This is a genomic window from Streptomyces sp. NBC_01433 (assembly GCF_026340105.1).
In the GTDB taxonomy this organism is placed as follows: domain Bacteria; phylum Actinomycetota; class Actinomycetes; order Streptomycetales; family Streptomycetaceae; genus Streptomyces.
In genome coordinates this window covers 1,355,762-1,382,376 of sequence record NZ_JAPEPM010000002.1, presented here as the reverse complement: position 1 = coordinate 1,382,376, position 26,615 = coordinate 1,355,762, and the positions used below count along the sequence as shown (strand labels likewise).

The 26,615-nt window shown below is 71.5% G+C and carries 22 protein-coding genes and 3 pseudogenes; 11 read left to right on the top strand and 14 right to left on the bottom strand.

What is annotated here, in order from left to right:
• The first annotated feature begins 24 nt into the window (after positions 1-24).
• Positions 25-956 (top strand): annotated as a pseudogene (locus OG413_RS33640) (IS5 family transposase).
• A gap of 14 nt (positions 957-970) precedes the next feature.
• On the opposite strand, the gene OG413_RS33635 reads toward OG413_RS33640, so the two are convergent.
• Positions 971-1,234: a hypothetical protein gene (locus OG413_RS33635; protein WP_266804290.1), complete on the bottom strand. Its 264-nt coding sequence runs from the start codon at positions 1,232-1,234 to the stop codon at positions 971-973.
• A 241-nt stretch (positions 1,235-1,475) separates the two neighbouring features.
• Between OG413_RS33635 and OG413_RS33630 the strand changes: the two genes are divergently transcribed.
• Positions 1,476-2,366, top strand: coding sequence for a hypothetical protein (locus OG413_RS33630; RefSeq protein ID WP_266812187.1), 891 nt, complete (start codon positions 1,476-1,478; stop codon positions 2,364-2,366).
• A 248-nt stretch (positions 2,367-2,614) separates the two neighbouring features.
• On the top strand, positions 2,615-3,955 hold the full coding sequence (locus OG413_RS33625; RefSeq protein ID WP_266812186.1) for an ATP-grasp domain-containing protein: 1,341 nt from the start codon (positions 2,615-2,617) through the stop codon (positions 3,953-3,955).
• 291 nt (positions 3,956-4,246) lie between these two features.
• Here OG413_RS33625 and OG413_RS33620 read toward each other — a convergent pair whose 3' ends face one another.
• The 12 genes and pseudogenes from OG413_RS33620 to OG413_RS33565 form a co-directional block, all read right to left on the bottom strand.
• A complete protein-coding gene (locus OG413_RS33620) occupies positions 4,247-4,498 on the bottom strand; it encodes a Scr1 family TA system antitoxin-like transcriptional regulator (protein WP_323137960.1) in 252 nt (83 codons plus the stop codon).
• A 5-nt stretch (positions 4,499-4,503) separates the two neighbouring features.
• Positions 4,504-4,861, bottom strand: a pseudogene (locus OG413_RS33615) (DUF6879 family protein); the annotation flags it as partial.
• A gap of 227 nt (positions 4,862-5,088) precedes the next feature.
• Positions 5,089-6,069, bottom strand: coding sequence for a sphingomyelin phosphodiesterase (gene sph / locus OG413_RS33610; RefSeq protein WP_266812184.1), 981 nt, complete (start codon positions 6,067-6,069; stop codon positions 5,089-5,091).
• 116 nt (positions 6,070-6,185) lie between these two features.
• On the bottom strand, positions 6,186-6,839 hold the full coding sequence (locus tag OG413_RS33605) for a class F sortase (protein ID WP_266812182.1): 654 nt from the start codon (positions 6,837-6,839) through the stop codon (positions 6,186-6,188).
• An 88-nt stretch (positions 6,840-6,927) separates the two neighbouring features.
• Positions 6,928-7,491, bottom strand: coding sequence for a hypothetical protein (locus OG413_RS33600; protein WP_266812181.1), 564 nt, complete (start codon positions 7,489-7,491; stop codon positions 6,928-6,930).
• Positions 7,492-7,649: 158 nt separating this feature from the next.
• Positions 7,650-9,605 carry a HAMP domain-containing sensor histidine kinase gene (locus tag OG413_RS33595; RefSeq protein WP_266813242.1) on the bottom strand — a complete coding sequence of 652 codons (1,956 nt, stop codon included), beginning with the start codon at positions 9,603-9,605 and terminating at the stop codon, positions 7,650-7,652.
• Positions 9,606-9,720: 115 nt separating this feature from the next.
• Positions 9,721-10,440, bottom strand: coding sequence for a response regulator transcription factor (locus tag OG413_RS33590; RefSeq protein ID WP_266812179.1), 720 nt, complete (start codon positions 10,438-10,440; stop codon positions 9,721-9,723).
• Between the two features lie 44 nt (positions 10,441-10,484).
• Complete coding sequence (locus tag OG413_RS33585; RefSeq protein WP_266812177.1) at positions 10,485-11,825, bottom strand: TIGR02679 family protein; 1,341 nt, start codon at positions 11,823-11,825, stop codon at positions 10,485-10,487.
• On the bottom strand, positions 11,822-15,982 hold the full coding sequence (locus OG413_RS33580; RefSeq protein ID WP_266812175.1) for a TIGR02680 family protein: 4,161 nt from the start codon (positions 15,980-15,982) through the stop codon (positions 11,822-11,824). The genes OG413_RS33585 and OG413_RS33580 overlap by 4 nt, the downstream gene beginning before the upstream one ends.
• Positions 15,979-17,328: a TIGR02678 family protein gene (locus OG413_RS33575; RefSeq protein ID WP_266812173.1), complete on the bottom strand. Its 1,350-nt coding sequence runs from the start codon at positions 17,326-17,328 to the stop codon at positions 15,979-15,981. Before OG413_RS33575 ends, OG413_RS33580 begins: the two co-directional genes overlap by 4 nt.
• Complete coding sequence (locus tag OG413_RS33570; protein ID WP_266812171.1) at positions 17,325-18,866, bottom strand: TIGR02677 family protein; 1,542 nt, start codon at positions 18,864-18,866, stop codon at positions 17,325-17,327. Before OG413_RS33570 ends, OG413_RS33575 begins: the two co-directional genes overlap by 4 nt.
• A 125-nt stretch (positions 18,867-18,991) precedes the next feature.
• Positions 18,992-19,477 (bottom strand): GtrA family protein, encoded by a 486-nt coding sequence (locus OG413_RS33565; RefSeq protein WP_266812169.1) that lies wholly within the window; start codon positions 19,475-19,477, stop codon positions 18,992-18,994.
• A gap of 307 nt (positions 19,478-19,784) precedes the next feature.
• Here OG413_RS33565 and OG413_RS33560 point away from each other — a divergent pair, with 307 nt between their 5' ends.
• The 8 genes and pseudogenes from OG413_RS33560 (at position 19,785) to OG413_RS33530 (ending at position 25,924) form a co-directional block, all read left to right on the top strand.
• Positions 19,785-21,086, top strand: a complete 1,302-nt coding sequence (locus OG413_RS33560; protein ID WP_266812168.1) for a cytochrome P450 — start codon at positions 19,785-19,787, stop codon at positions 21,084-21,086.
• A complete protein-coding gene (locus OG413_RS33555; RefSeq protein WP_266812166.1) occupies positions 21,083-22,333 on the top strand; it encodes a cytochrome P450 in 1,251 nt (416 codons plus the stop codon). The genes OG413_RS33560 and OG413_RS33555 overlap by 4 nt, the downstream gene beginning before the upstream one ends.
• A gap of 68 nt (positions 22,334-22,401) precedes the next feature.
• Positions 22,402-22,725 (top strand): annotated as a pseudogene (locus OG413_RS33550) (LacI family transcriptional regulator); the annotation flags it as partial.
• A gap of 293 nt (positions 22,726-23,018) precedes the next feature.
• On the top strand, positions 23,019-23,561 hold the full coding sequence (locus OG413_RS33545; protein ID WP_323137959.1) for a hypothetical protein: 543 nt from the start codon (positions 23,019-23,021) through the stop codon (positions 23,559-23,561).
• Positions 23,474-24,217 carry a hypothetical protein gene (locus OG413_RS46980; RefSeq protein WP_323137982.1) on the top strand — a complete coding sequence of 248 codons (744 nt, stop codon included), beginning with the start codon at positions 23,474-23,476 and terminating at the stop codon, positions 24,215-24,217. The genes OG413_RS33545 and OG413_RS46980 overlap by 88 nt, the downstream gene beginning before the upstream one ends.
• Positions 24,187-24,579: a hypothetical protein gene (locus OG413_RS46975; RefSeq protein WP_323137958.1), complete on the top strand. Its 393-nt coding sequence runs from the start codon at positions 24,187-24,189 to the stop codon at positions 24,577-24,579. The genes OG413_RS46980 and OG413_RS46975 overlap by 31 nt, the downstream gene beginning before the upstream one ends.
• Before the next feature lie 20 nt (positions 24,580-24,599).
• Positions 24,600-24,875 (top strand): hypothetical protein, encoded by a 276-nt coding sequence (locus tag OG413_RS46970; protein ID WP_323137957.1) that lies wholly within the window; start codon positions 24,600-24,602, stop codon positions 24,873-24,875.
• On the top strand, positions 24,872-25,924 hold the full coding sequence (locus OG413_RS33530; protein ID WP_266812163.1) for a caspase family protein: 1,053 nt from the start codon (positions 24,872-24,874) through the stop codon (positions 25,922-25,924). The genes OG413_RS46970 and OG413_RS33530 overlap by 4 nt, the downstream gene beginning before the upstream one ends.
• Before the next feature lie 44 nt (positions 25,925-25,968).
• Here the strand turns inward: OG413_RS33530 and OG413_RS33525 are convergent, their stop codons facing one another.
• Positions 25,969-26,409, bottom strand: a complete 441-nt coding sequence (locus tag OG413_RS33525) for a hypothetical protein (RefSeq protein WP_266812161.1) — start codon at positions 26,407-26,409, stop codon at positions 25,969-25,971.
• Positions 26,410-26,615: the final 206 nt, after the last annotated feature.

The following is a 26,615-nucleotide window of genomic DNA, read 5'->3' as shown; positions in this document are numbered from 1 at the left end:
CCTGCCCAGGTCGTTGATGTGGTCATGGGGCGGGGTGATCTGAGTGATGCAGAGTGGGAACGGCTGCGGCCGTTCCTGCCTGTCAGTAATAGGCGTTGTGGCAGGTGGAGGGATCATCGGCAGGTGATCGACGGGATTCTGCACCGGGTTCGGACCGGTGTTCACTGGCGTGATCTGCCCGAACGGTTCGGGCCGTGGAAGACCGTCTACGAACGCCACCGTCTGTGGTCGGCCGACGGGACGTGGGAGCGTCTGCTCCAGCAGGTCCAGGCCGCGGCGGATGCGGCGGGTGAGATCGACTGGGACGTCTCGGTCGACTCCACCATCGTGCGGGCGCATCAGCACGCGGCGGGCGCCCGGACAGACCCACCGCCGGCTCCCGCCTCAAAGGGGGACGCGTCAGAAGAACACCAGCACGAGAGACCGTGGCAGAGCCTCGTCGCCCGCCTGGTGGAGGTGGTGCTGGAGGTGAGGGCCTGGGCCGCTCGCGCGGCGGGTTCACGACCAAGGTCCACCTGAGCGCGGACGGCCGGTGCCGCCCTCTGTCTCTGATCGTCACACCAGGTCAGCGGGCAGACTGCACGCAGTTCGAGCCGGTACTGGAGAAGATCCGCGTTCCCAAAGTCGGGCCGGGCAGGCCCCGGAAGAAGCCCGACAGCGTCGCTGCGGACAAGGCTTACAGCAATGGGCCGTGCCGCGACTACCTGAGGCACCGCGGCATCCGGCACACGATCCCGGAGAAGACCGACAGCCAGGCCGCCCGCCTGCGCAAGGGATCACGCGGCGGGCGGCCACCCGAGTTCGACGAAGACCGCTACAAGAAGCGCAACACCGTCGAACGGGCGATCAACCGACTGAAACAGCACCGGGCGGTGGCCACTCGCTACGACAAACGCCGCTACGTCTACCTCGGCACCGCAACCGTGGCAGCCATCGTCGTCTGGCTCCGAACCTGACGGCAAAACACACCTCAGTGGTCGCCCTCCGCCGGCCGCTGATGCCCACACGGGACCAGGTCGCCGTTCTTGTCGAAGACTTCGGCGTCGCTGCCCGAATTCACCCACACCGTGATGCCTTGATCATGCACAACCACGTTGAACGGCGAGTGCTCCGGGTCCGTCTCGGTCACGACGGTGAACTCTTCGCCCGGCCCCATCCAGTGATCAGTTCCCCACGGCTCAACCCACAGGCAGACCACGCTGCTGGTTTCGTTGCTCACGCTCGTCTTGGCCACGCTCGCACCCTAACCAGCAACATGATCGCCCGGACAAGTCCTAGCCGATCGGCCACGTCCTGACATGCGGAGCGCCACCGGGCGGTCGGCACCGGCACTGGCACAGGCGTACGGCGTCAGGCATCCCGTGCAAGCAGGGCCGAGTTCAGGCCACAAGCCGGCCGGACCGAACTCCGGCCGCATCGAGGAAGATCCAGACCATGACCAGCCAGTCCACCATTCTCCAGCGGATCACCGGGATGTGAGCACGTTGACCAACATCGTGAATCTGTACTGCAGGACGGATCCGGCCACCTATGACGGCAGCGGCAACGCCAGTCTGACGATCACCGTGGGGAACTTCGCGAGTGTGGCCGCCACCGGGCCGGTGTCGCTGAAGGTGATCACACCGTTCTACGCCAACGTCAACGCCCTGCCCACCGTCACCGGGGCCACCTCCAGTTGGCTCTACCAGAACACCGCTGTCGACGTGCCCTCGATCATCCAGGTCTCGTTCAACGGCTTCCCGGCCAACTCCACCCAGACCGTCACCGTCTCCATGAGCCTGGCCTCCGGCGCCCCGAACATCCCCTCCTTCGGGCGGGCGATCTTCACCACCGACGCGGCCAACACCATTGACCACGACAGCGACCTGACCCGCAACGTCTGGCCGTTCCTCTTCGTCCGCGCCAGCCTCGCCACGCCGACTCCCGGGAACACCAACCTGTACTACACCACCCCGCAGACGCCACTGGTCGCGGGCGGCAGCGCCGCCTACATCCCGTTCAACTTCTACAACGGCGCGGGCACCCTGCTCAGCGGCACCGGCCACCCCGCGCACTTCACCTTCTCCACTCCCTTCTACACCAGGGTCCCCACCGCTGGACGGCCCTCGGGGTTCACGGCGCTGTACGAGAACAACGACCCGGCGATCCCCTCCGTGTACCAGCTCGCCGTACCCGCCGGAATCGGACTCCTCGGACCGGCACTGCCCACCACCGTCAACATCCCCTTCCAGGTGCAGACCGGCGCACCACGGGACCTCATCCCCACCACCGCCATCGTCGTCCCCACCGGAACCGACACCCAGGGCGACCTCTCCACCGCGCTCAGCCGCTTCGGAGTCCTGTCCACGGTCAACACAGCCGTATAGCCCCGCACACCGCTCGTGATAGCGGCATGAGCACCGGCATCACGAGCGGTCCCAACGTCCGGCCCCGGCCGCACGAAGGGACCCGGCCCGTTCCCGAGCAGACCCGCGCCACAGGGTCCCGCCCTTCCCGCCAAATCCACGCACCGGACGATCACGTCCCACCCGCCACGGGCGAGCGGCCCGCAGGAGCCCGGCATCCACGGGCTGACACGATCACCAGCCCGACCATCGTACGAAAGGCCCAACGCATGGGCGCCGAACCTGTCGCCAACGCCCCCCTCCTGACCGAGTCCACCACCCTGGAGGGGATCGACGCCTCAAACGGCCTGCGGCTGCTGGGCGAACTGGTCGACGACGTCGTCTGGCTGGACCGCACCGACTCCATGATCTCGGCGTTCGGACACCGCACCCCCTGGCTGCGCCACGCCATGGTCTCCGCGCTCTACCCGACGGCCGGTGATGCACCGATCGCGGAATCCCGGCGCGGCGCGAGGAGCCGCTCCATGGCGGTGGCCTTCGCGCCCGAGGAAGGCGACCACGCCATCACCTGGGCGGCGGCCCACGGTCGGCGACTGCTGGCCGCTCCGAAGCCGGTTACCGCCCGGGCGGCGGACAAGATCGACGCGCTGGAGGTGTTCTCCACGGCCGGTGTTCCCGTCCCGGAGTATGTCCTCATCCCCGCGCACGGACGCCGACCCGCCCGCGCGTACTGGCCCGGCCACTGGACCGAAGCGGTACTCCAACGACGCGAGAACAACCTCATCGGCCGCGGCACCCTGCGCGTGTGCACACACCACGAACTCGAACGGCAGCTACGGGCCTGGGACGGGCACGCCCTCAAGCTCAGCCGCCTGGTACCGGGACTGTCCCTGACCGTGAGCGCCTGCGTGGGCGGCGACCGCACCGTGGTCTCCGCGCTCTCCCACCAGCTCGTCGGCCTCCCCGAACTGACACCCGGATGGGGCATGCACTGCGGAAACCAGCTGATCGGCCCCGCCGACCTGCCCGCGGGTCTGTACGACACGGCCCGCGACGCCGCACGGGCCGTGGGAGAGACCCTGCGCGAACGCGGCTACCGAGGCGTATTCGGCCTGGACCTGCTCCACAACGATCGCACGGTGCTGGCCGTGGAGATCAACCCCCGCTTCCAGGCGGTGACCTCCCTCGTCCAGGCCGCCGAACAAGCAACCGCACTGCTGCCGTCCCTGGGCCTACACATCCTGGCCTGCCTGCTGCCCAGCCTCCCCCCGCCCCGCACCGCCACCACGCCCGTCCCGGCCCTGAGCCAGATCGTCCTGCACGCCGACCGGCCGGCCTTCATCGAAGCCGTACCCCCACAGGGTCTCTACCGCAAAGCGGAAGGACACCTGCACGGCCCGTTCCCGATCTCCGCGCCCCTCACAGAACTGAAGCCGGACGAAGCCCTGTGGTGGCCACAGATCCGCCCCGGCCCGACCAGATCCGGCGACGAACTCCTCACACTCCAGACAAACGGGCGCCTGAGCCCCCTCACGTCCCGTACACCTCTGGGCCCCACCGGGCGGACCTGGACCCAACACCTCCAGCACGCCCTCCGGAACCGACCGTGACCCGGCCTGCCACCCGACGACCATCACCCACGAGAGTCCCCGCCCGGCCCGCGACGAAGACAGCACCACGCGACGCGAGGGATGAATGAGCCGCCTAGGGAATCGGACGAATCGCCGTGCTGGACCGTCCGCCAAGGCTGTGCAGGCAACGAACACCCGACCCGGTTCCCGCAGCTCAGGAAGCTGCGACTATTCGCCCGGCGAAGGTCTCAACTGTGGTGAGGCGCTGATCGTAGACAGTGAACGTGTTCATGGGCCCATGACTCGTAACCGAATCGATCGGGAGAACGCCTATGCGCACGTGGAGAGATGGGATAGTGACACGAGGCGATCAACCTGCACAGCCATGGCAGCCCGCTCAAGCATGGGCCATTGAACGGCTTGTTCCGTCAGCAGGAAAATGAACACCTTAGTGACCTTAGTGGTGTCGTAGAGAACGGCTTGCCTTTCCAGCTTCCTGGCAACGGTCTTCGTCCTGTCGCCTGGCGATCCACTGAGGCTGGCCTTGGCGTACTCAGGCGTGGCAAGAAGTCTGGTCACCATGGTGGGAAGTCGTCGTGTGTCACGTCCAGTACCCGGATGTCCTCCCCAGCATCGATGTTTCCCGGAATTCCCCACGCGAACTGATAGCGCTGATATTCGGTGAGGCCGACGAACAACGCGCACACGGCCGACACTTCGCCCCGAGTCCTTGTATCTCCGGACCCGCTCATGCCAGCGTGAGTTGTGGTCCAGCGGCTTGGCTTCACCTCTCAGGAATCGAGCTGCGTTCTCCCGCTCGCTGGGCATGGTGTACGTCGGCTGCGCCTCGAACCGCCACGCCTCCCGCTCGAAGGCATCGAAGAACTCGCGCCAGGAGTCACCATCCAAGACGAATAGCCTCCCTGAGAACGTGCCTGCCGAGATTCGCCTTGACCAGGACGTCTCCGCAGGTCAGGGCATACAAAGGCTGGTGCCCGAGTGGAGAGTTCAAGTCCCCCCTCGGGCACCAGCGAAGTCCCCGGTTGACCTGGGGTCTTTTTGTATTTCCGCGGGACTCGGTGTGCCCGGTCAGGGTTCAAACAGTGGTTTGCCGCCTCGGGGGCCGACCCGCCTCGATCGCTCCGCGCCGCTCCCGCGTACTCCCAGGGGTGTTAGTGCCCCGACGCGATCACCGGGTAGTGGTCGGAGAGATTCGTGTACGTGTAGTCCGTGCCCCAGCTGGAGACCGTCCAGGGTGCGCTCTGCTCCTTGACCACGTCGTTCGTCCACCCGGACGGCTTCGCGTGGCCCGCGCGGTGCAGGATGTGGTCGAGGTCCTCGCGGGGGTCGTCGGGGTAGCGCTCGGAGGCGATCGAGTTGTCCCGGGTGTCGAAGGAGTAGGGGTGGCCGGTCCGCGCGTCGGCGGCGGTCAGGCCCGCGTCGGCGAGCAGGGACGCGTATTCGGCGGAGTGGAAGTCGACGTTGAAGTCGCCCGCCACGATGACCTGTTCGGAGGCGGGGATCTTCTTGGCGTCGAGGAAGGTGTCGATCGCCTTGAACTGACGGCTGCGCGTCTGCGCCGCCTCGCCCGCCGAGCATCCGGGGTCCGTCGACTGGGTGTGGGTGCCGACGATGTGGACCGGGGTGCCGTTCACGTTCAACTGGGTGTACGCGAAGCCCTTGTTGGACCACCAGTCGCCGCCGCAGGCGTCCTTGAAGACGTACTGCTCCTTGCGGACGATCGGCCACTTGCTCAGTACGGACACCCCGCCGTCCTCCGGAGTCGCAGCCGAATAGGACCCGCCGGTGGCGTCCCAGCCGCTCTTGCTCCGGCCCACCACCGGGGTCTGGTACGGGTACTGGGCGGACGCGTTGCGCAGCAGGGCGTCGGAGGCCGAGTTGTCGAACGCCTCCTGGAGTACGACCACGTCGTTGCCCCGGAAGAATGATGTCTTCGGTATCTCCGCCGCCCGGTGGTCCTGGCCCCAGTTGGGGTAGAGATTTTTGCTGAAAATGAACGCGTTGTACGTCAGTACCCGTAGCGACGGCGTTTCGGCCGCCGTCGCCTGCGGGGTGTTGACGGCCAGCGTGACGGCGGCGAGCGCGGCGGAGAGAGTCGCGCCGGAGAGGCGGCGGAGTGCGGTGTGGGGCACGGGGTCTCCTGCTTCTGCTGAGAGGGGGTGGACCGTGTCACCCATCAAAGCAGCGGCAGTTACCCGCCGGTAGACATAGGATGCCCGCAATCTTTACGGTCGGCTGCCATCCGGATTCAGCGCAGCGCGGCGTACACGATGAGGTTGTCCACGGGATGTCCGTTCGCGTCGAAGGCACCGTCACAGGTGATGAGCCGCAGCGTGCTGCCATCGGTGGATCCGTAGACCTTGTCGGTGGGGAACGCCTTCTTGTCGACGGTCTCCATGCCGGTGACCTTGAAGTGGACGGTCTTTCCGGCCTTGTCGCGCACCGAGATGTCGGCGCCCTTGCGGATCTTCTTCAGATCGTGGAAGACGGCCCTGCCGAACCGGGTGTCGTTGTGGCCTATGAGCACCGCGGCACCGGGCTTCCCCGGCACGGCTCCGCCGGTGTACCAGCCCACGGTCATGCCCTGTTCGGCGGGCGGGACCTCGACGGTGCCGTCCGCGTTGAGACCGAGACGCATGACGGTGCTGTTCACGCCGACGGACGGGATGGAGACCGAGGCGGGACTCACCGGTTCGGCCTTCCCCGCCCGCGGAGGCCGGGTGGGCGCGGTGGACCCGGGGGACCCTGACGACTCCGAGCCGGAGTGCGCGGAGGACGCGGGCCCGGCGGCGGACGGTGAGGTGTCCGACGCCGTGGAGGAACACCCCGCCAGGGCGACGCAGACGGCGATGGCGGGCAGTATTCCGGCAGCGCGCCGGAACGGGTGGTACGTACGGGACACGGCAGGCTCCAGCCGGACGGGACGACGACCGACCGTGGCGCCGTCCGGTGGGACGGCGCCACGGTCACTGGTGGGTGTTGACGGCAGGTCAGCCGTTGCGGTGGGCCGCGGAACGGCGACGCAGCACGATGGTGCCCGCGCCCGCCAGCAGCATCGCACCGGCGGCCGATCCGATGAGTGCGGTGGTGCTGTCCCCGCCACCGGCGGGGCGTTCGCCGGCGGCGACGCCGCCGCGGGGCTTGACGGCCGGTGCGGAACTGACACCGGCGCCCGCTTCGCCACCGGTCTTGACGGCCGGTGCCGGACGGTCGCCGGCGGCGACGCCGCCGCGGGGCTTGACGGCCGGTGCGGAACTGACACCGGCGCCCGCTTCGCCACCGGTCTTGACGGCCGGTGCCGGACGGTCACCGGCGGCCACGCCGCCACGCGGCTTGACGGCCGGTGCGGGGCGGTCGCCCGCACCGGCGCTGTCACGGGGCTTGACCGTCGGCTGCGCGGCGACCTCGGAAACGACGGGCGAAGGGGTCTTCCCGACGCGGGGGGATGCCGGCGTGGGCGTGCTGTCGGCGAAGGCCGCGGCCGACGGGGCGAGCACCGCACCTGCCGCGACGGCGGCGAGCACGACGGTACGCAGTGTGAGACGAGCGGTCATACAGATGGCTCCATTCCAGCTCGGCCCCGTGTCGGACCCGGAGGTGGTTCGCACCGGGTACGGGGCATGGGGCCAGGCTGGCGTGAAGTTATGAAGAAGCTGTCAGGACGCTGTGGTCATCCCATCAGCCCTCGCGTCGGGCCCCTGTCAGGCCGCCTTCAGGCCCTCGCTTCCGGCCCTCCCGCCGAGGCGCGGGACGTCGTGGGCAGCCGGAGAGTGAAGACCGATCCCGCTCCCTCGGCGCTCGCCGCACCGACCGTACCGCCGTGGGCCTCGGTGAGCTTGCGGACGATGGAGAGACCGAGGCCACTGCCTCCCGTGCGGCGGCTGCGGGACTTCTCCGCGCGCCAGAAGCGGTCGAAGACATGGGGGAGGTCCTCGGGCGAGATCCCGCTGCCCGTGTCCACCACCTCGACGACGATGTGCTCCCCGGACTCGGAGCCGTACGAACGCAGCGTCACCCGGCCGCCCGCCGGGGTGTGGCGCAGCGCGTTGGAGACGAGATTGCCGATGGCCTGCCGCAGCCGCACGGGGTCCGCTTCCAGTACGGGGTCCGCTTCCGGTAGGGGGCTCGCTTCGAGTACGGGGCTCGCTTCCCGTACGGGGCCGGGTGGGGCGTCCACCGTCAGCGTCACGCCCGCGGTCTCGGCCCGGCCCTGGTGCGCGGCCGCGACCTGGGCCAGCAGCTCCTCGATCCGTACCCGCTCGGGGTGCAGCCGCAGCACACCCGCGTCGGCCGCGGACAGGTCCTGGAGGTCATCGATGATGTGCTGCAACTGCACCGCCTCCTCCAGCAGCGAGGAGACGAACGCCGGATCGGGATCGGCCAGACCGTCCTGGGCCGCCTCCAGCCAGCCCCGGATGTTGCTCAGCGGGGTCCGCAGCTCATGGGCGACATCGCTGACCATCGCCTTGCGCTGCGCCTCCAGGCGCGCCCGGTGCGCCGACATGTCGTTGAACGCGGCGGCCAGTCGGCCGATCTCATTGTCGGACGTGACGGGGACCGAGGCCGGTTCCTCGCCGTCGCGCATGCGCTGTGCGGCGCCGGTCAGCGCGCGCAGCGGGCGCACGAGCCGGGCGCCCGCGAGCACCGAGGCACCTACGGTGAGCGCCAGCACGAGAGCGGCGACACCGGCGATCTTGGCGGTGTTCGCCGGAGAGAGATCGAAACCGGGCACGGTGGTGCCGCCCTCGTCACCGATGAACAGCAGGGCGGGGGAGGCCACATAGGAGCTGAGCTGCTCGCGGCGCGCCGTGCCCACACACGAGGCGATGGCCCGGTCGCCCTCACCGGTCTGTACCGCGGGCCTGTCGGTCGGGGTGGGGAGCTTCACCGAGCCCGCGCTCGGCATGGGCATGGGCATGGGCCCGCCGTCCTGCCCCCAGGAGAGATCCTGGTTCAGCCGCACGGCGCTGCGGCCCTGACGTTCGAGGCAGGCGTCGGCCAGCTCGTTGAGTGCGGCGAGCGCCTTCTTCTCGGTGCGGGTGGGATCGTTCAGTGCCTCGGTGTTGCACTTGGTGCCCAGTGCCCGCTCGGGGTCGTTGCCCACTATCTGGATACGGGGCCGTCCGCTCGGTCCCACGACCACGTCCGAGGCGATCCCCGCCCGGCTCAGGCACGCCACGTTCCGGTCGGCGGCCTGCCGCAACGTCGTACGCTCCGTGGCCGACAGCCGGAACGGGCCGACCGCACGGGCGTCGACCCGGTCGTCGGCAGCCCCGGCGCGGTCGGCGTTCGCGGACGCCAGAACGGCGTCCACGGACAACGGGTCGACGACCGCGGACGCCTGCGGGGGCAGTACGGGCGGGGTCTGCTGGGCCGCGGAGTCGGCGAGGGGCTGACGGCCCTGGGTGGTCAGTGCGACCCTGCGCCCGGACTGCCGGGCCAGTTCCGCCACGGTCGCCTCGACACCGTCCCAGGTGGAGTTGCGAGCCGCGTAATCCAGCAGGGTGTCGTAGATCCGGGCGTCGGCGGTGAGGTTCTGCCCCTGCTCCTGCTTGATCGCCCCGGAGGTGGTCTGCACGGCCAGCCAGGCGGTCGCCGCCACCGAACAGGCCGCCACCAGTGCGGATACGCCGAGCAGCCGCCCGAACAGGCTCTTGCGCAGCGGCATGCGGGCCCGGACCGGCCCGACCGGGCCCTTCGTGCCCGTCGGACCGGGCTCGTGCGCCCCGGCGCGCGCCTCGGCGGCGTTGTCCGGGCGGGAGCCGCCGGGCACGCGGGAGGCCCTAGCCACGCGGGAGCCCCTTGGCCGGGTCCGTCAGTTTGTAGCCGACACCGAAGACCGTCAGCAGTCTGACCGGGCGGCGCGGCGCCGGCTCGATCTTCTTCCGCAGGTTCATGACGTGCACATCGACCGTCCGGTCCCCGATGTAGCGGTCGAAACCGTGCAGCTCCTCCAGGAGCCGCTGGCGGGTGAAGACCCGGTCGGGCTCGGCCGCCATCGCGGCCAGGATCCTGAACTCACCCGGTGTGCACTCCTTCGGTTCACCCCCCACCGACACCTCGTGCCGTTCGGGATCCACGGTCAGCGTCCCCACCCGCAGCACCTGGGACACCACGGGCGCCTCCGGTCCCGTACGACGACTGCGGCGCAGCAGCGTACGGACCCGTGCCATCAGCTCGCGCGGACTGTACGGCTTGGTCATGTAGTCGTCCGCCCCGAGATCGAGCCCGAGCAGCAGATCGTCCTCCGTGGTGCGGGCCGTCAGCATCAGCACGGGCAGCTCCCGGCACTCGGCCCGCAGCACCCGCACCACATCCAGGCCGTCGGCCCGCGGCATCATCACATCGAGCAGGAGCAGGTCCGGCTCCCGGTGCCGTACTTCTTCGAGCGCGGCGAGCCCGTCGCCCACGACCCGCACGGCGTGCCCCTCCCGTTCGAGGTAGCGGCGTACGAGTTCGGCCTGCTTCTCGTCGTCTTCGGCGACTATGACGTTTGCACACACACGGTCGATCGTATGCGAGTGCGAAACACGGCCCGGCTACGGGCTCAGTGGGGACCGGCGACCTCGGCGAGGTCCGCCAGCAGGGTCTCGGCCACATGCTCCTCCAGGACGGCGGTCCCGCGCTCCCGGAGGGCCGGGGCCAGATCGGGGTCCCAGGGAGCCTCGGTGATCCTTCCGGCGGCGGGTCCCGACGGTGCGACGGCGTGAGCCGTCACGTAGTCGGATGCCGACATGCGCCAGGGCACGGCGCTGCTCCTGGCCAGTACATGGGCGGCGATACGCAGCCCCTCACCGTCGAGGTCACCGTGGTAGCGCAGCGCCGCGCCCGCGCCGGCGAGCCGATGGAGAAGGAACACCGCGGCGCTGTTCGGCCAGCCCGAGGTGCATATGAGGGGTGGGCAGGCCGGGCCGAAGCGGCGCAGGGCGAGCGCCAGGATGCTCGGGTTCTCGGTGATGTGGACGGTGGCGGGAGGGAGGCGGAGGTCGCCCGGCGAACGGAGCTGGGCCAGCGTGAGGTGCGCGGCATGCCCGGCGGCGGAGAATCCGGCCAGCGCGCGAGCCACCGGGCCGTGCCCCGAGGGGCGTAGACCCGCCGTGAGCACGGTGGTGGAGAGCGCGTCGTCGGCTATTCCGGCGCGGGACCACAGGGCGCGCCGGTCCGCCGCCGTGCCCAGCGCAGGCGTCCCGTGAGCGGCGCTGGCGGTCGCAGGGGTGCCGGGGGCAGCGGGCCCGGGGGCGAAGGTGCCGGGCTCAGCGGTGCCGGGAGTGTCGGTGCCCGTGGCATCCGTACCGGGTACGGGGGTGCCGTACAGGGTGCAGAGGGCCCGCAGGACGAGGCCGGACAGCCGGGTGCCGTCGTCGAGGGCGTGGGAGTCGTTCAGCACGCGTGTCGCGAAGACCGGCAACGGTTCGCCGTGCGCGGGCAGTTCGGCCAGGACGGTGAGGGCGTCCCGGAGCACTTCACGGGTGGCCGGTACACCGCCGCCGATCAGGCCCGCCCGCCGGGCCGCGTCCGCCCAGGCGGTGAGGGCGGGCTGTGCCAGGACCACAGGGTGGGTGGCCAGCCACTCCCACAGGGCGGCGCGGGCGGCGAGTCCGGACGCCCGGTCCGCGGCCCGGTCCCCGAGCGGGCCGACGATGTCCGCGACGACGGAGCGGGTGTTGTGGCCGCAGCTGTCGAGAAGCGCCTCGTCGAGCCGGGCCAGGGCCACCGTGGGCTGCGGGCCCGGCAGCCGGTCGAGCCCGAGGAGGTCGGCCAGAGCGCCGCGGGCGGCCTCGTCCAGCGGTCCGACCCGCACCCGCGTGACCGGCGCCCCGGTGGACAGCCGGGCATGGAACGCCCGCCACAGGGTGGCCAGTTCGGGACGGTCCAGCGGATGTTTCACCGGTCCGCCCCGCCCGGTCCGCCGCTCTCCGCGCCACTCTCTCCGCTGCGTGACACCACGCCCGCCGTGGGCGGGGGGTCCTCCGCGGGCACCAGATCCGCGCCGTTCCAGACGAATCGCGCGGTGGTGACGGCATCGTCGTCGGGGCCGCCGCCCCCGGTGATCAGCTGGTGCACGGCGATCCCGTCGAGCTCCCGATAGGTGCACCATTCGTGGTCCGACGTCAGCATCAGATCGAGATCGAGCGAGCACAGCAGATCGAAGACCTGACCGCGATTGGTGGAATCGACCCCGACGAACACCTCGTCCAGCAGAATCAGCCGGGGAGCCAGGGGCACCGCCTGATAGTGCGCGGCCACCGCCGCGAACAGCGGCAGATGCAGGGCGATCGCCTTCTCCCCACCGGACAGGGCGCCGTGCAGCTTCTTCGTGAGCAGCTGCCAGCCCTGACCGTTCGCCCGGTCCAGCTTCACCACGAACTGGTGCCACGCGGTGTAGTCCAGTACCCGCGTCAGCTGCTGCTCCCAGTTCCTGGCCGTGTCGGACGCCTTGGCCTCCTCGATCCGGTCGCGGAAGAAACGGTGCAGCGCCTCCCGGTCGCTGTCCGGCATCCGCACCGGGTCCTTGAGCAGCATGTCGCGGGCCGCGCGCGTACCCGGCGGCAGCCCGGGATCGACCTGCCACACCAGGCGTACGGCGACCCGGGACGCCGTGCGCACCCGCTCCAGCCTGGAGTTCATCGCGTCGACGAGCTCATTGGCCTGCCGGATCCGGGCCGCGAGATGGCGTCGGGTGTTGCCCGTGAGCGTACGGTCGAACAGCTCGCGCTCATCAGCGGTGATCTCGTCCAGGCTGCGGTCGCGCTCCGCCGTCACCGCGTCCAGCAGCCCGGCGGCACCCATGCGTACGCCGTCCATGGCGGCGGAGAGAACCTGCACATCGTCGTACGCCTCCATGGCGAGGTCGGCCCGCTCGCCCAGGGCCTGGCGACTCGCGTGGACCGTCTCCGCCAGGCGGCCCAGCGCGTCCGCGAGGTTCTTCGCCCCGTACGGGACGGACGGCCACAGGGCCCCGATCGTGCGTGCCGTCTCCAGCGTGGCCTTCGTCCCCGCTCCGGATCCGGCCTCGGCCGCCCGCGCCTCGTCGGGGGTCCCGGCATCGACCGGGAACCCGAGCCGCAGCAGGTGCCGGAAGCGGTCGGCGGCCATGTCGCGGGCGGCCGCGGCGGCGTCGCGGCCCGCGGCCGCCGTGGCGCGCTCACTGCTCAGCGAACCCACGCGGCCTTCGAGACCGCGCAGCGACGTGGTGAACTCACGCAGCTCGGCCTGGGCGCGGCGCTGTCCCGTCCGCATCTGCTCGATACGGGCGAGCGTCTCGCCGTACTCCGCGCCGACCGTGTGCTCGATCTCCTCCAACTGCGCGCCGAGCGCGCGGGCGTCCGACTCCGCACGGTGCGCCGCGGCCTCGTGTTCCCGCGCGGCCAGACCGGACCGCTCCGCACGGGCCCCCACCTCCGCGGCCGTGCGCCGTTCGGAGGCGAGCCGTACCTGGGCGAGCAGCCACCGGCCGCCGGTGTCCTGAAGCCCCTGGACCATCCCGGCCACCACGGCCAGCGCCTGCGCGTCGGCGGGCAGCCCGTGCTCGGCCGCCACCCCGTCGAGCCGGTGGCGCGCGGTCCGGGCCAGGGACTCGTACCGGGTGAGCCGCGCGACGGCGTCCCGTACCGCGTCGTCCCGTGCGTCGGTGTCGGACCTGGCCCGGTCGAGATCGCGCTCCGCCGCGACGACGGCGCGGTGGTCGGGGCGGCCCCGCCGGTCGGCCTCCAGCGCCTCGCGGCGGTCGGCGAGGGCCGCGAGACCGGCATCCAGAGTGGCCAGCACCCCGTCCGTCCGGGCCACCGCCGCGGCCAGTTCGGCGGCACGCCGCTCCCGCGTCCGTACCCGCGCGGTCGCGCCGATGTAGGCGGCCTCAGCCTTGGACCAGCTGCCCGTGGCACTCGCCAGCCGCCAGGTTCCGTCGGCGCCGATCGCGGCGGTGTGCCCCTGGGGGAGTGTGTCGTCGTACGCGACCCCCGCCAGCAGCTGCCCGATACGCTCCGCCGAGACCGGCGCACCCGGCTCCGGCCCCAGCACCTCGGTGAGGCTGCGGCCCGCCGCGGGCTCCGCCCATTCCGCCTCCGCGAAGGTGTCGTGACCCAGGGCGAACGCACCCCCGTACGGCGCGACCCAGGCATCCAGCAGACCACTGGCCTCCAGCGCGGCCTCCACGGCGCCACGCGTCCCGGCGGGCACCTCGTCGTGGAAGGCCACCAGCCGCCACAACGGCGCACCGGGCAGCCGGGACCGGTCCGCCGTGCGGAACGGCGGTGACGGTGGCGGGAGTTCCGTGGCCCGCTCCAGCTCCTCGGTCTCCGCGATCAACGTGTCGCGTTCCGCCCGCGCCGCCGTGCGCCGGGCCCCGGCCGTGGCCTCCGCCGTGGTCAGGGCGTACTCGACGGTCCGGGCGGCCGCGTCCACCAGGGCCAGGACCTCCGGCTCACTGGTCGCCCGCTCGGCGAGCTCCTGTGCCGCGTTCCCTTCGAAGGGGATCTCCGCACAGCTCCGGGCCCAGGTACGAAGCCGCTCCGCCTGCGCCTCGACCGCCTGATCGTATTGGGCCGTGCGCGCCGTGCGGCGTTCCGACGCTGCGGCCAGTGCGGTCCGGGAGGACTCCAACAGCTCCTCGGCGGACGTACGTTCACCGAGAGCGGCCCGCAACGCCTCCAGCGCGGCGCGCACCTCCTCCACCTGGCCCAGGCGCCCGCGCACCGCGCCGTGCAGAATCTGCCGCGCGCGGTCGGCGTCGCCCGCTTCGAGCGCGCCGCCCACCTCCGTACAGGCGGCCGTCATACCGGCGCGCCGCGCGACCTGCCAGGTGTCGCTCCCGGCGACACGGACCTCCTCCGCCTGCGCGTCCGCCGCTTCCACGGCCTCGGCGTGCAGGACCCCGTCCCGGTCCGCGGCCACCCTCGCCGCCCCGGCCGCGCCACGACGGTCCTCGGCGTCCCGGCCCGCCCCGGCGGCCCGCTGTCGGAGCCGGTCGAGCTCGCGGCCCTGCCGGAATGCCTCGGAGTCCGTCAGGACCTCGATCCTGGCGGCGAGTTCGGCCGCCAGCGCCTCGGTCTCGCCCTGCCGGATCTCGACCCGCTCCCGATCGGCCACGGCGTCCCGGTGCGCCTCTTCGCTCTCTCGGGCCGCGCGCGCGTGGTTGTCCATGTCGGTGGTCGCCGAGATCAGCGCGGCGGCCCCGGAGCGCAGCACCCGCTGGGCGTACGAACGCTGCCGGGCGCCGAGTGCCTGGGCCGCCCGTACCTCCTCCTCCAGCCGCGACAGATGCTCGCGCCGGCGGTCCAGCCGCTCGAAACCGTCGGCCAGTTCGGAGATCTCCCCCTGGTCGAGCGGCGGCAGGGCGCGCGAGAGGAGCTCCGACAGCAGTGAGGGATCGAGCCGTTGGGACAGCTTCGGCGTCCGCAGCTGGAGCAGGGCGGTGATCAGCGCTCCGTAACGCTGCTCGCTGAGCCCGGGGAACAGGGTCCGCCGTACGGTGTCGCGGTACTCGGAGGCCGACGCGTGCACCTCGCCGTGCCCTGCCAGCGCCGCCGCGAGCGCGGCCCTGGCGAGCGGCCGGCCCGCGTCGTCGACGACGTCGAATCCCTCGTCCCCCGAGGACTTGACGCGGCGCCGGGTGGTGAAGAAGTCGGTGGTGACGGTGGTGGTCCGCTCGCTCGCCTGCAACCGCGCACCGATGGTGAAGAACGCCTCCGCCCCGTCCCCGGCCGCTTCCCCCCGAGTCCTGAACTCCAGCCAGACGTATCCCACCCTGGTGACGCCCGTGGCCCCCTCGCCCATCAGGTTCCAGTGCATGGTGCGCTCGGAGCCGCCGAAGGTGGACAGCCGATGGGGGCGCAGGCTCGCGTCGAAGAGGAACGGCAGCAGCACTTCCAGGGCCTTGGACTTACCGGTGCCGTTCGGGCCGCGCAGCAGGAGGCGCCCCCGGTGGAAGGCGAACACCTCGTCGTAGTACCGCCATACGTTGAGTACCCCGGCACGGGCCGGCTGCCAGCGGGTACCGGGAGCCTCGGTCTCGACGGCGCTGAGGGGGAGTGCGGGGTGCGTCATGCGGGGTGTTCTTCCTTGAGAGTGGCACTGGTGACGCGATAGCGGGCGGCGGCGGGCCGTGGCACCACCCGACCGCCCTCATGCCGTACGAGTCCGAATTCGGCCAGGGCGCGCACCGCGTCCTCGGCGAGGGCCGTCGCCCCGTTCTCCCCCCGGTACGCCTTGCCCCAGCGCGGGAACCGGTCCAGAATCCGGCCGGCCTCGGCGGCCAGCTGCTCGGGCGCGCACCCGGCGGGCGCGGCGGTGAGGACGTCCAGCAGCAGGAGCGCGGCCACCTTGGCGTGCTGGGCACCGTCCGGGAATCTGCTGTCCGTGGCGATGGCCTCCGGATCGACCAGCAGGAACCCTTCGGCCCGCTCCTCCAGCACGAACCCCGCCTGCTCCGCGGCACGGCGCAGGATCTGGCGGCCGGTGGGGGAGGTGAGATAGCCGAGCTGGGCCTCGGACAACTCGTCCCGGTGCAGCACCGGCTCGTCGAACAGGCGCCGCAGCACCGAGTGCCGCAGCCACAGATTGCGCTGCACGGAGGAGACCCGGCTCTCCGGAGCACTACCTTCCGGACCCTCCGACGCCGCGCCGCCGTCCCCGCCGAATCGATCCCCGCCGTCCCCGCCGAAACGACCTCGGCCGTCCCCGCCGTCGCCGGTACCGCCACCGCTGTCGCCCTGCCAGTACCGGCGTTCCTGTACGAGTCCGGCCAGCAGCGTCTCGAAGCCGGCCGGAACGCCGGAGGCCGGGACGGCGAGCCGGGAGGGCCCGCAGGGTGCGGCGAGCAGCCGCATCAGCACGGTCGGATCCACCCGGTAGAGGACCTTCGCCTCGGCCGAGTCGGCGAAACTGTCCGTCGTCCCGTCCACGGTCCGCAACGCCCCGTACGACTCCAGCAGCCTCAGCACATCGACGAACGCCACCCTCTCCGCGCGCTGCGCCGTGTCGAAGGACGGCAACGCCTCGTCGGTCGCGGCCGCCTGGACGACCCGGTCCGCCAGCAGTCCGATCGTGGTGACCGGCACCGACAGCAGCTCGGCCGCGGTGACGCACAGCAGGACGTACCGCCGACGGTCGAACGGGGCACGGCCCGAACGGGTCCGCCGGGCGGGCCGCGTCGCGTCGGCGTCCCCCCGGACCTTCATCAGCCGGGCGTAACCGAGCCGGGGCTCGACCACCAGCGTCCAGCCGCAGTGGTAGTCGAACCAGTGGGCCAGCGGATCCCGGCGACGCCGCACCAGATCGAAGACGGCCGGATCGGACCGTTCGGTCAGCAGCGGGCGGACCAGCAGAGTCCGGATGCAGCGGGCCAGTTCCTCGCGCTCGGCGGTGACCAGCTGATTGGCGAAATTACTCATCGGGCACCCGCCATCCGCACCTCAAGGAGATAGTCGGGGCAGGTCAGTGCGCCGCGGGAGGTGCGCAGCACAGCGGGTGCCAGGCCGTCGGCCGCAGGTCGCAGCACGACCTCCACCCGCCCGTCCCCGGTCACCGCGCGCCGGGTGCCCGACGCGTCCGGACGCGTCGCCAATGCCCGGCCCAGCAGATCCAGCAAACGTTCGAACACCTCGTGGTCCAGGGCGCCGACGTGCGAGAGCCGTATCGGCGCCTCGGTGCGCAGCAGACTCCAGGCGGCCTCCAGCTCGGCCCGCTCCATCCGTGCGCGTTCGGCCCGCGCCGCCTTCAGTGCCGCCACATCCCGCACCCGCCCGGTGCGCGAGAACTGTTCCGTACGCCCACTGGTGCGCAACAGCGCGGACACCTCCACCGGTGGGGCGTCGCGCCAGCTCTCGGTGACCGGGACCAGCTCCGGGTCGGCGTGCGCGAGGTGCGCGTGCCGTGACGGGCCGAGTCCGAACGCCGTCGCCCACAGCCGGTGCATGTCGTCCTCACCGGGCGCCGCGGCGAACCACCGGGCCAGTTCCCGGAAGTCCTGTACGGCGCCGGTGGACCGACGCCGTGACTCGGTGATCCGGTCCAGCACCTGGAGCAGGGTCACGATGGCGCGCCGCGCCACATGGTGCAGTTGCTCCACGCGGGCCGCGGACCCGTCCACGGGCAGGAACCAGGCCCGCAGACCGTCCCACCGTGCCTGCCGCCGGGCCAGCCACTCGGGCCCGGGGTCCGCGCCTCCCAGCGGCGGCAGTTCGGCGCCCTTCAGGGCACGCCGCCACACCTCCCGCGGACCGCGCTCCTCGATCCGGGCTACGGCGGCGGCCACCGCGTGCGCGCGCTGGTCGAGATTGGTCAGGAACTCCTGGAGATACGCGACGGTCGCCCCCTTCACCTCATGGAAGGTGGACAGCTCCGCGCCGTCGGTGCGCAGCAGCCGCTGCAACTCACCGTTGAACTGCTTGGTGTTCCCGCGCAGCGCGTCCAGGTGCCCCTCCAGTTCCTGGAGCGTGGCGAAGATCCGCCGGTCCCCGGAGCCCGCTTCCCGCATCAGCCGGTCCAGCTCGGCCAGCCGGTCCGCGATCGCGTCCAGCACGGCGGTCTGCAGCGCCCCGGTCGACGCCAGGACGGCGAGCGCGTGCTGCACCCCGGCGAACGCGGCTTCCCCGCGCCGGGTCAGGGAGTACTGCAGATTGCGCCGCTCGTACTCCTCCGCGGTGCGGTAGTTCTCCGCGTGGTTCTGGATGACGTCCAGCAACTCCCACGCCCGCAGCTGCTTCAGCGCCCCGGTGAGGTCCTCGTCGGTCAGGGCGTCGAACCAGCCGACCCCGCGCAGCCGCTCCCGCACCTCATCCAGCCCGAGCGCCGTCACCAGACGCTCGTTGGCGTCGCCGAACGCCTGGAGGATCGCGGAGTAGAGCGGCGCGAGGTTGCCCGTGGTGAACCGGAACATGTCGGCGGGCACCCGGATGCCGGAGGTGGGGGTTATGTCCGTCGACGCCATACCCGAACAGTAGTCGGCGGCGCTGACACCGGCGGACGACACCGGCGGACGACACCGGCGGACGACACCGGCGGACGACACCGGCGGACGTGAGCCGTTGATACGTACCCCGCCCCCGCGAGGCGTTACGCGGCCATCGTCACGGCGGACTTGCCGAGCACGGCGGTCTTCGCCGTGCTCGGCCGCTCGGCGAAGACCACGATCCGCAGCAGCGCGAACCGGCCGACGCCCGCCAGCGCGGATGCCGACAGATAGACGGTCTGCGCGAGGGGCGCGGACGGCGTCGAATCGATGGCGTACAGGGTGAGCAGCGCGCCGGTGGTGAACGCGTAGCTCACGGCGGCCGTCAGGCCGGACTGGAGGTGGACACCCCAGCCCCCGCGACCGCTCCGGAAGGATATGCGGCGGTGCAGCTCCGTCGCGATCACCGTGGAGACGACCGTGACCAGGGCGTTGGCCAGCACCAGCGGCAGTCGTCCGTTCAGCAGCACGAGCACGCCGCTGGAGGCGACCCCGACCCCTCCGCCGCAGACGACGAAGCGCACGAAGGCCGCGACGAGCGGGTGGGCCGCGAGCGGCTGCCGGTGCGGACGGTGCGAGGGGGCGGTCACGGGGGTTCCTCCGTAGGGGATGGGGAGCGGTGCGTTGATTCCACTTCAGAATCTATGGGCCGGGCGTCCTCCGGGCGACCCCAATAGACCCCGACTTCACTGAGGGCTATCCCCCAGAGGGGCCTGGTAGCCAGCTACCCCCCTGTCGAACTTGTGATCAATCATGCGCAGATGTCGGGCGCGCATGATCGAAAAGGTAAGAAAAGGGCCTGCTGGACCCTCGGGGCTTCACGGAACCTCCTTATAGTGGTGCCGCGTTGATCGTATGGTCGCAACGCGCGAAGCCGTCGCCATTGGAGTCCGTACGATGACGAACCCCCTGCCCACCGCGTCCGCCGCCTCGACAAGTGCCGGTGGTGGCTGCCCGTTAGGCGGTGCTTCGGGCGCCGTGCCCCTGGGGGGAGCCGACTTCACCACCGAGCCGCAGGTGCTCTACCGCACCATGCGGAGCGAGCACGGACCCGTCGTCCCCGTCGAACTGCCCGGCGGGGTACCCGCCTGGCTGGTCATCGGCTACCGCGAACTCCACCAGGTCACCAGTGACGGGGAACTCTTCCCCCGGGACGTCGCGCTGTGGAATCAGTGGGGGCACATCCCCGAGGACTGGCCACTGCTGCCGATGGTCGGGCGGCCCATGCCCTCCATCTACTTCACCGCGGGGGCCGAGCACCTGCGGCACGCCCGGATGGTGGGGCCCGCTCTCGAAGGCGCGGATCCGTTCGAGATCCGGTCGCACTGCGAACAACTGGCCGACCGGCTCATCGACGACGTCTGCACCCGGGGCACGGCCGATCTCGTCGCCGAGTTCGCCGTACCGCTCCCCGTCCTGGTGCTCGCCCGGCTGGTCGGCTTCCCCGACGCCGAGGGCGCGGACATCGCCCAGGTGCTCAAGGACCTGGCCGACGGCGGGGCGGGAGCCCAGGATGCCTATGCCCGCTTCGGCGAGCACATGCGGCGGCTGGTGGAGACCAAGCGGTCGGCGCCCGGGGACGATGTGATCTCCCGGATGCTCACGCACCCCGAGCCGTTCACCGACGAGGAGTACGCGCTCGACCTCATGGCCATCACCGCGGCCGGGCACCTGACCACCGCCGACTGGATCGGCAACTCCATGCGCCTGATGCTCACGGAGGACCAGTTCGCCGCCTCCCTGTCGGGCGGGCGGCACAGCGTCGCCGAGGCCATGAACGAGGTCCTGTGGGAGGACGGTCCGACCCAGATCCTCGCCGGACGCTGGGCGGCCAGGGACACGCATCTGGGCGGCCGGAACATCCGGAGCGGCGACATGCTGCTGCTCGGACTCGGCGCGGCCAACGCCGATCCGCACATCCGCCAGCAGCTCTCGTCCCCCGGAACCGCTTCGGGGCAGGGCGGCAACAGCGCGCATCTCGCCTTCAGCCATGGCGAGTACCGCTGCCCGTTCCCCGCCCAGGAGATCGCCGAGACCATCGCCCGCACCGGCATCGAAGTCCTGCTGGACCGGTTGCCCGACCTCGAACTGGCCGTGCCCGCGGCGGAACTGGTCCGCCGGCCGTCCGCGTTCCTGCGTGGGATGACCGCGCTCCCCGTCCGCTTCACTCCCGTACGTACGACAGGAGATCCGTCGTGAACTGCCCTCATGCCGCCGCCCATGACGCCGAACCGGGTGTCGGGACCGTGGTCATCGACCCGATGGTCCAGGACCTGGACGGCGAGACCGCCCGGCTGCGGGACGCCGGGACGCTCGCCCGGATCGAACTGCTCGGCGTCCCGGCCTGGACCGTCACCCGGCACGCGGAGGCCCGTCAACTCCTCGTCGATCCCCGGTTGGTGAAGGACCTCGACGCCTGGGGGCTCTGGCGCAGCGGGGCGGTGACCCGGGCCTGGCCGCTGATCGGAATGATCGACGCGGGGCGTTCGATGTTCACGGTGGACGGCGCCGAACACCGGCGGCTGCGCACCAAGACCTCCCAGGCGCTCACCCCGCGCCGGCTCGAAGCGCTGCGCCCGGACATCGAGAAGTTCACCGGGGAACTGCTCGAATCCCTCGCGGAACAGGGCAGGGACGGGGTCGTCGACCTCAAGTCCGTGTTCGCCCAGCCGCTGCCCATGCGGGTCGTCGGCATGCTGATGGGGGTGGACGAGGACCAGCACCCGATGCTGATGAAGCGGTACAAGGCGTTCTTCTCGATGCTCACCCCGCAGGAGGAACGCCTGGCGCTGCTCGATGAGCTGGACGTCTTCTACTACGCCCTGGTACGGGAGCGGACCGCGCGGCCGGGCGACGACCTCACCAGCGCACTGATCCTGGCCGAGGAGGGCGGGGAGCCGCTCACCGAGGAGGAGGTGGTGGGCAATCTGAAGGCGATGGTGGCCGCCGGGCACGAGACCACCATCGGGCTCATCCTCAACGCCGTACGCGCTCTGCTCGCGCACCCCGACCAGTTGCGGATGGTGCTGGACGGAAGCATCGGGTGGGAGACGGTGATCGAGGAGACGCTGCGCTGGGACACCCCCACCACCCATCTGCTGATGCGGTTCGCCACCGAGGACATCCCGGTCGGCGACGACGTGATCAAGGAGGGCGACGGGGTCGTCATCTCCTACCGGGCCATCGGGCGGGACGTCGAGCAGCACGGCGCCGACGCCGACGCCTTCGACATCACCCGGCCCGCCCCCATCCGGCACATGACGTTCGGCCACGGCCCCCACATCTGCCCCGGGGCGGCCCTCTCACGGGTGGAGGCGGCCATCGCGCTGCCCGCCCTGTTCGAACGCTTCCCGGGGCTGCGGCTCGCCGTCCCGGACGACGAGATCCGCAAGCTGCCGGTGATGACCCAGAACGACATGGAGTCCTTCCCCGTGCTGCTGGGGTGAGCGGTGGCCACAGGTCCGCACCGTCCAGGGCGTCGAAGCGCTGTCGAAGCGCTTCGCGGTACCACCCGGCGGGGAGCTCACTCGCCGACGCGATGATCCTCATGGACGTCGAACCGCACAACGAGCGGCTGCCGCTGATCCGGGAGACCGACCGGGCCGCGGTGCTCATCGGGCTGCCCGCCGACACGGCCGGGCTGACCTGTGTGGACCTCGACTTCGAGGCGACCGGGGCCCTGTGCGTACAGCATCTCGCCGGTCTCGGACACCGCTCGCTCGCACTGATCGGGGAGGCGGAGGCCGTGTACGAGCGGCACACCGTTTTCGCCGAGCGGACGGTCGACGGGGTCCGGACAATGGCCCGGGAGGCCGGCGTACGTGTGCTGCACCGCCCGGACGCGGCGCTGGCGAGGTCGAACTGCTGGGTCCGGAGCTGACCGTCCGGGCCAGTACGGGGCCGGCGCCCGGCTGGGAGTCCCGGCCGTTCCACCCGTCCGGGTGAGCCGTCCGGCCGGGCGCGGTGCTCCGCCGTCTCGCATCGTGCCCAATCCGCGTGGCGCAACCCGTCCGAAGCGGCGGAATGGTTCCAACGGGCCTGTAATCGAACCTGGTTGCGATAGATCCGGCGTGATAACTTCGCGATCGATCGTGGAAGGAAGTACCGGCGCAGCGGGGGATGGGGTCGGTGGTGGCACACGCGCCGAGGGGATCGCGGGAGACCGATCCGCTTCTGGTCGGAGCGCTGGTCGACGAGTTGTGCGCGCTGGCCTGCGTGCGCGATCCGGAGCAGTGCATCCATTTCGTCGCCCTGGTCGCGTTTCAGCTCCGGACCGAGATCAACTATCTGCGCAAGAACCCGCGGGTCGACATGCTGTCGCTCGTCATGGACGTCCTGAAGCGTGACGGCGGGCTCGACGCGCTGATCTTCGGCGTCAGCGTCGCCTCGGGCCCCGAGGACTCGGCGCGGCTGGCCAGGCTGGTCGACAGCTCCGGCCCCGGCGGAGCGACCGCGGACCTGGCCCCGGTGTTCGGCGAGGGCGCCCTGCGGGAGATCGGGCGGCTGCTCGGCGAGGTGCGCGACTCCGACGACGGCCGCCTGCACGCGGTTCTCGGCCATGAACTGGGGTCGACGTCCCCTACGGGCTGTCTCCCCTCCAACGCTTCGGCTATCTGCGCGAAGTCAACACGCAGGCCGACGGATTGCCTCCCGCCCTGGTGCTGGTCGAGGTGATCGCCCATCAGTCGAAGGCGGTCGGCGGCAAGTTACGCGAATGGTCGGACCGCTGGGCCCGGGAAGCGGGTACGGACGCGGTGGAGGCGCTGGCGGAACGGCGGCGCGGCATCGCGGCCCCGTCGAGGGCCGACCCGGAAGTGCCGCGCTGTCTCGTCGTGATGGTGGAGCCCGCGGACGACGGCTCGGCCGATGTCTTCGTACGGCACTGGGTCAATCCGGCCCCCGGTTACTGGGAGCCGGTGGCGGGCGAGGTGGAGCGCGCGACCCTCGACGCCCTCGCCGGAGCGGTCGACCGGGCGATCGGCAGCGGTGAGGCCCGCTGGGCGGATGTGCCGGAGCTGGAGAACGAGCCTCCGGTGCAGGTCGAGTTCGTGCTCCCGTCCGGGCCCGGCTGTACGACGACCCCCGGTGCGAACTGGCCCTGGCCGCCGCGGGAGCCACCGCCCGGGTCACACCGCCCGGCGCCGCGTTCCCCGACGAGCGCCCCCGGGCCCTGCTCGCCGACCTGGCCGTACACGGCGAGGAACAGGCCGAACAGCTCGGACCCGGACTCGCGCGGGCGGCCGCCGACCTGGCGCGCAGCCCCCTGCTCGCGCCCGCGGCCGAGGCGCTGGACGCCGAGGTGCTGCCCTGGGTACTGGCCCGCTCGTTGACGGCCACCGTCATCGCGGCGGCCGTCGACGCCGACGAACCGCTCCAGGCCAGCGGGGACACCAGGGACGCCGCCGTCGGGGCACTCGCCGCCCGGCTCGGCGCGGTCCCGGCGGGAACCGGCCGCGGCCCGGTGCTCGGCCTGCTCGGCAAGCCCTTCGTACGCCTGGGGTCCCGCTACGCCGTCCGGCGGCGCCGGGCACTCACCGACGCCGCCCACCCGGCCGCCGGAGACATTCTCAAATACCTGGCCAGGGGCGAGCGGACACGCCAGGGGCTGCGCGATCACATCGCCGCCACCGACCCCCCCCGGTGGTCCTGCTGGGCCACAGCCTCGGCGGCATCATCGCCCTGGACACGCTGATATCGGGCCCACTGCCCGGCGTGGAGCTGCTGGTGACCGTGGGCTCGCAGGGACCGTTCCTGTACGAGACGGGCGCGCTGCCCACGCTCGCGCACCCCGACCCGCTGCCCGCACACGTCCCCGACTGGCTGAATCTCTACGACCGCCGGGATCTGCTCGGGTACGCGGCCGAACCGCTCTTCCCCGGCCGCGCCCACGACATCGCCACCGACAGCCGACAGCCCTTTCCCGTCGCGCACAGCGCCTACTGGACCGACCCCGCCGTCTACCGCGCGATCGGGGAACGGCTCCCGTGAATCAGGACCGGATCGCCCCGCACCGGATCGCCCCGCACCGGGTCGTCGCCCTGGTGGTCGGCATCGAGCGGTACGCGGCCGGTGACAGCTGGAACCTGCCGGGACCGGTCAGGGACGCCCTGCGGTTCCGCGACTGGCTGCTGGCCCGCGGCGTGCCGGAGGCCGATGTCCTGCTGCGTCTCGCCCCGCTGGACGGCGAGACTCTGGACGTCCCCCACCGCCCGGCCGACCACGACTCCCTGCGCAGCGCCTTCGTCACCGGCATCCCCGCCCGCGGCACGCTGAGAAGTGACGCGGTCACCGGCTTCGGGCGGCAGACCTGGATGGTCGATGCCTGCCAGACGTTCGACGAGCGCCACCACTTCCCGCACTCGCTGCCGGACGAACACCTCCCGGCGGGGCAGCGGGTCCAGGCCCACGAGCAGGTCCTGATGCTCGCGGCCACCAGGGGGCAGCGCGCGGCCAACGATCCCGAGCGCCGGACGGGGGTGTTCTCGGACATCGTGCTGAGCGAACTCCCCGACGACGATCCCGTGCCCGACCCCAACGTCCGCTTCGACGCGGTACGGGCCCGGCTGGGAGCACTCCGGGCAACGGGCCGCACCGACCAGGTGCCGACGCTCCTCCTCCACCGGCCCGGCCGTACCGAGAGCAGTCCGGCGCCCGACCCGACCCCGGCAGCCCCGCAGGCCTCGCCGTCCGCTCCTGCCCCGCTGAACGCTCCCGCTCCTTCGCCTGCTCCCGCCCTGTCGCCCGCCCGGTCGCTCGCGCGGCTCATCGAGGCGCTGCTGGCCTACCCGCTGATGAACGACCGCGACGAACGACAGGCTCTGGTCAACGAGTTGCCCGCAGCGGTCATCGAGCGGATGCCCCGGCACTCGATGCCGCGTACCGATGTCATCGGGATCGTACGGACTCTCAGGGCGCATCCGGACAGACTGGGAGAACTGTTCGACGCGGTGACCCTGCTCGACGTCGATCCGGTGCGTGCCGCCGAACTCGGAGAGGCCATACAGGAGTTGATCGCCGCCCAGGGGGCAGGAAAATGATCGGCTGGCGTGATCACATGGGTTTCCGGAAGGGGTCCCGTTCGTCATGATGGAGGAAACGGTGGCATCGTGTGCCACCGCTCGCGAAGGGGGAGCGCGCCTTGTACGAGCCGGTATCCGCCGACCGCACCACCGACCATGTCGAGAGCGATGTCCTGGACCTCGCGTCCGTGAGTGTCGCCGATCTGCGTCGCCTTCCGGCCCCTGACCCGGGCGCACGGCTGCTGGCGGAACTCCGGCGCGCCCGGGGCAACGCCATGGGCGGCGGTTCCGAACCAGGACGGGCCGAATAGCCGGGACGGACCGGACAGGAGGTCACCGGGACAGGGAGCGATGTGTACGCCCCGATCCGCATGCCCGGCCCGCTGTTCGACGAGATCGCCGCAGGCGGCGGCTCGCGCGAGGCCGTCGCGTTCCTGGTCGAGGGCGAGCGGACGCGTCGCCTCCTGCTGCTGCGTGAGCTCCTCGACCGGCTGGACGAACACCCCGGCATCCTGGGCCCCTGGACGCGGCCGCGATCTGGCCCGTGCTGGAGAGGGCCGCCGCACGGGCACCGCGGCCCGTGGAGCGGTTGCTGCTCAGCCCACAGGTCGGCAGCTGGCTCGCCCACACCCTGCGCCGCCTGCACGGCAGCGCGTCGGGACCGCCGCTGTGGGCGGACGCCGGACAGCTGGCGGCGGTGGCCGTGACG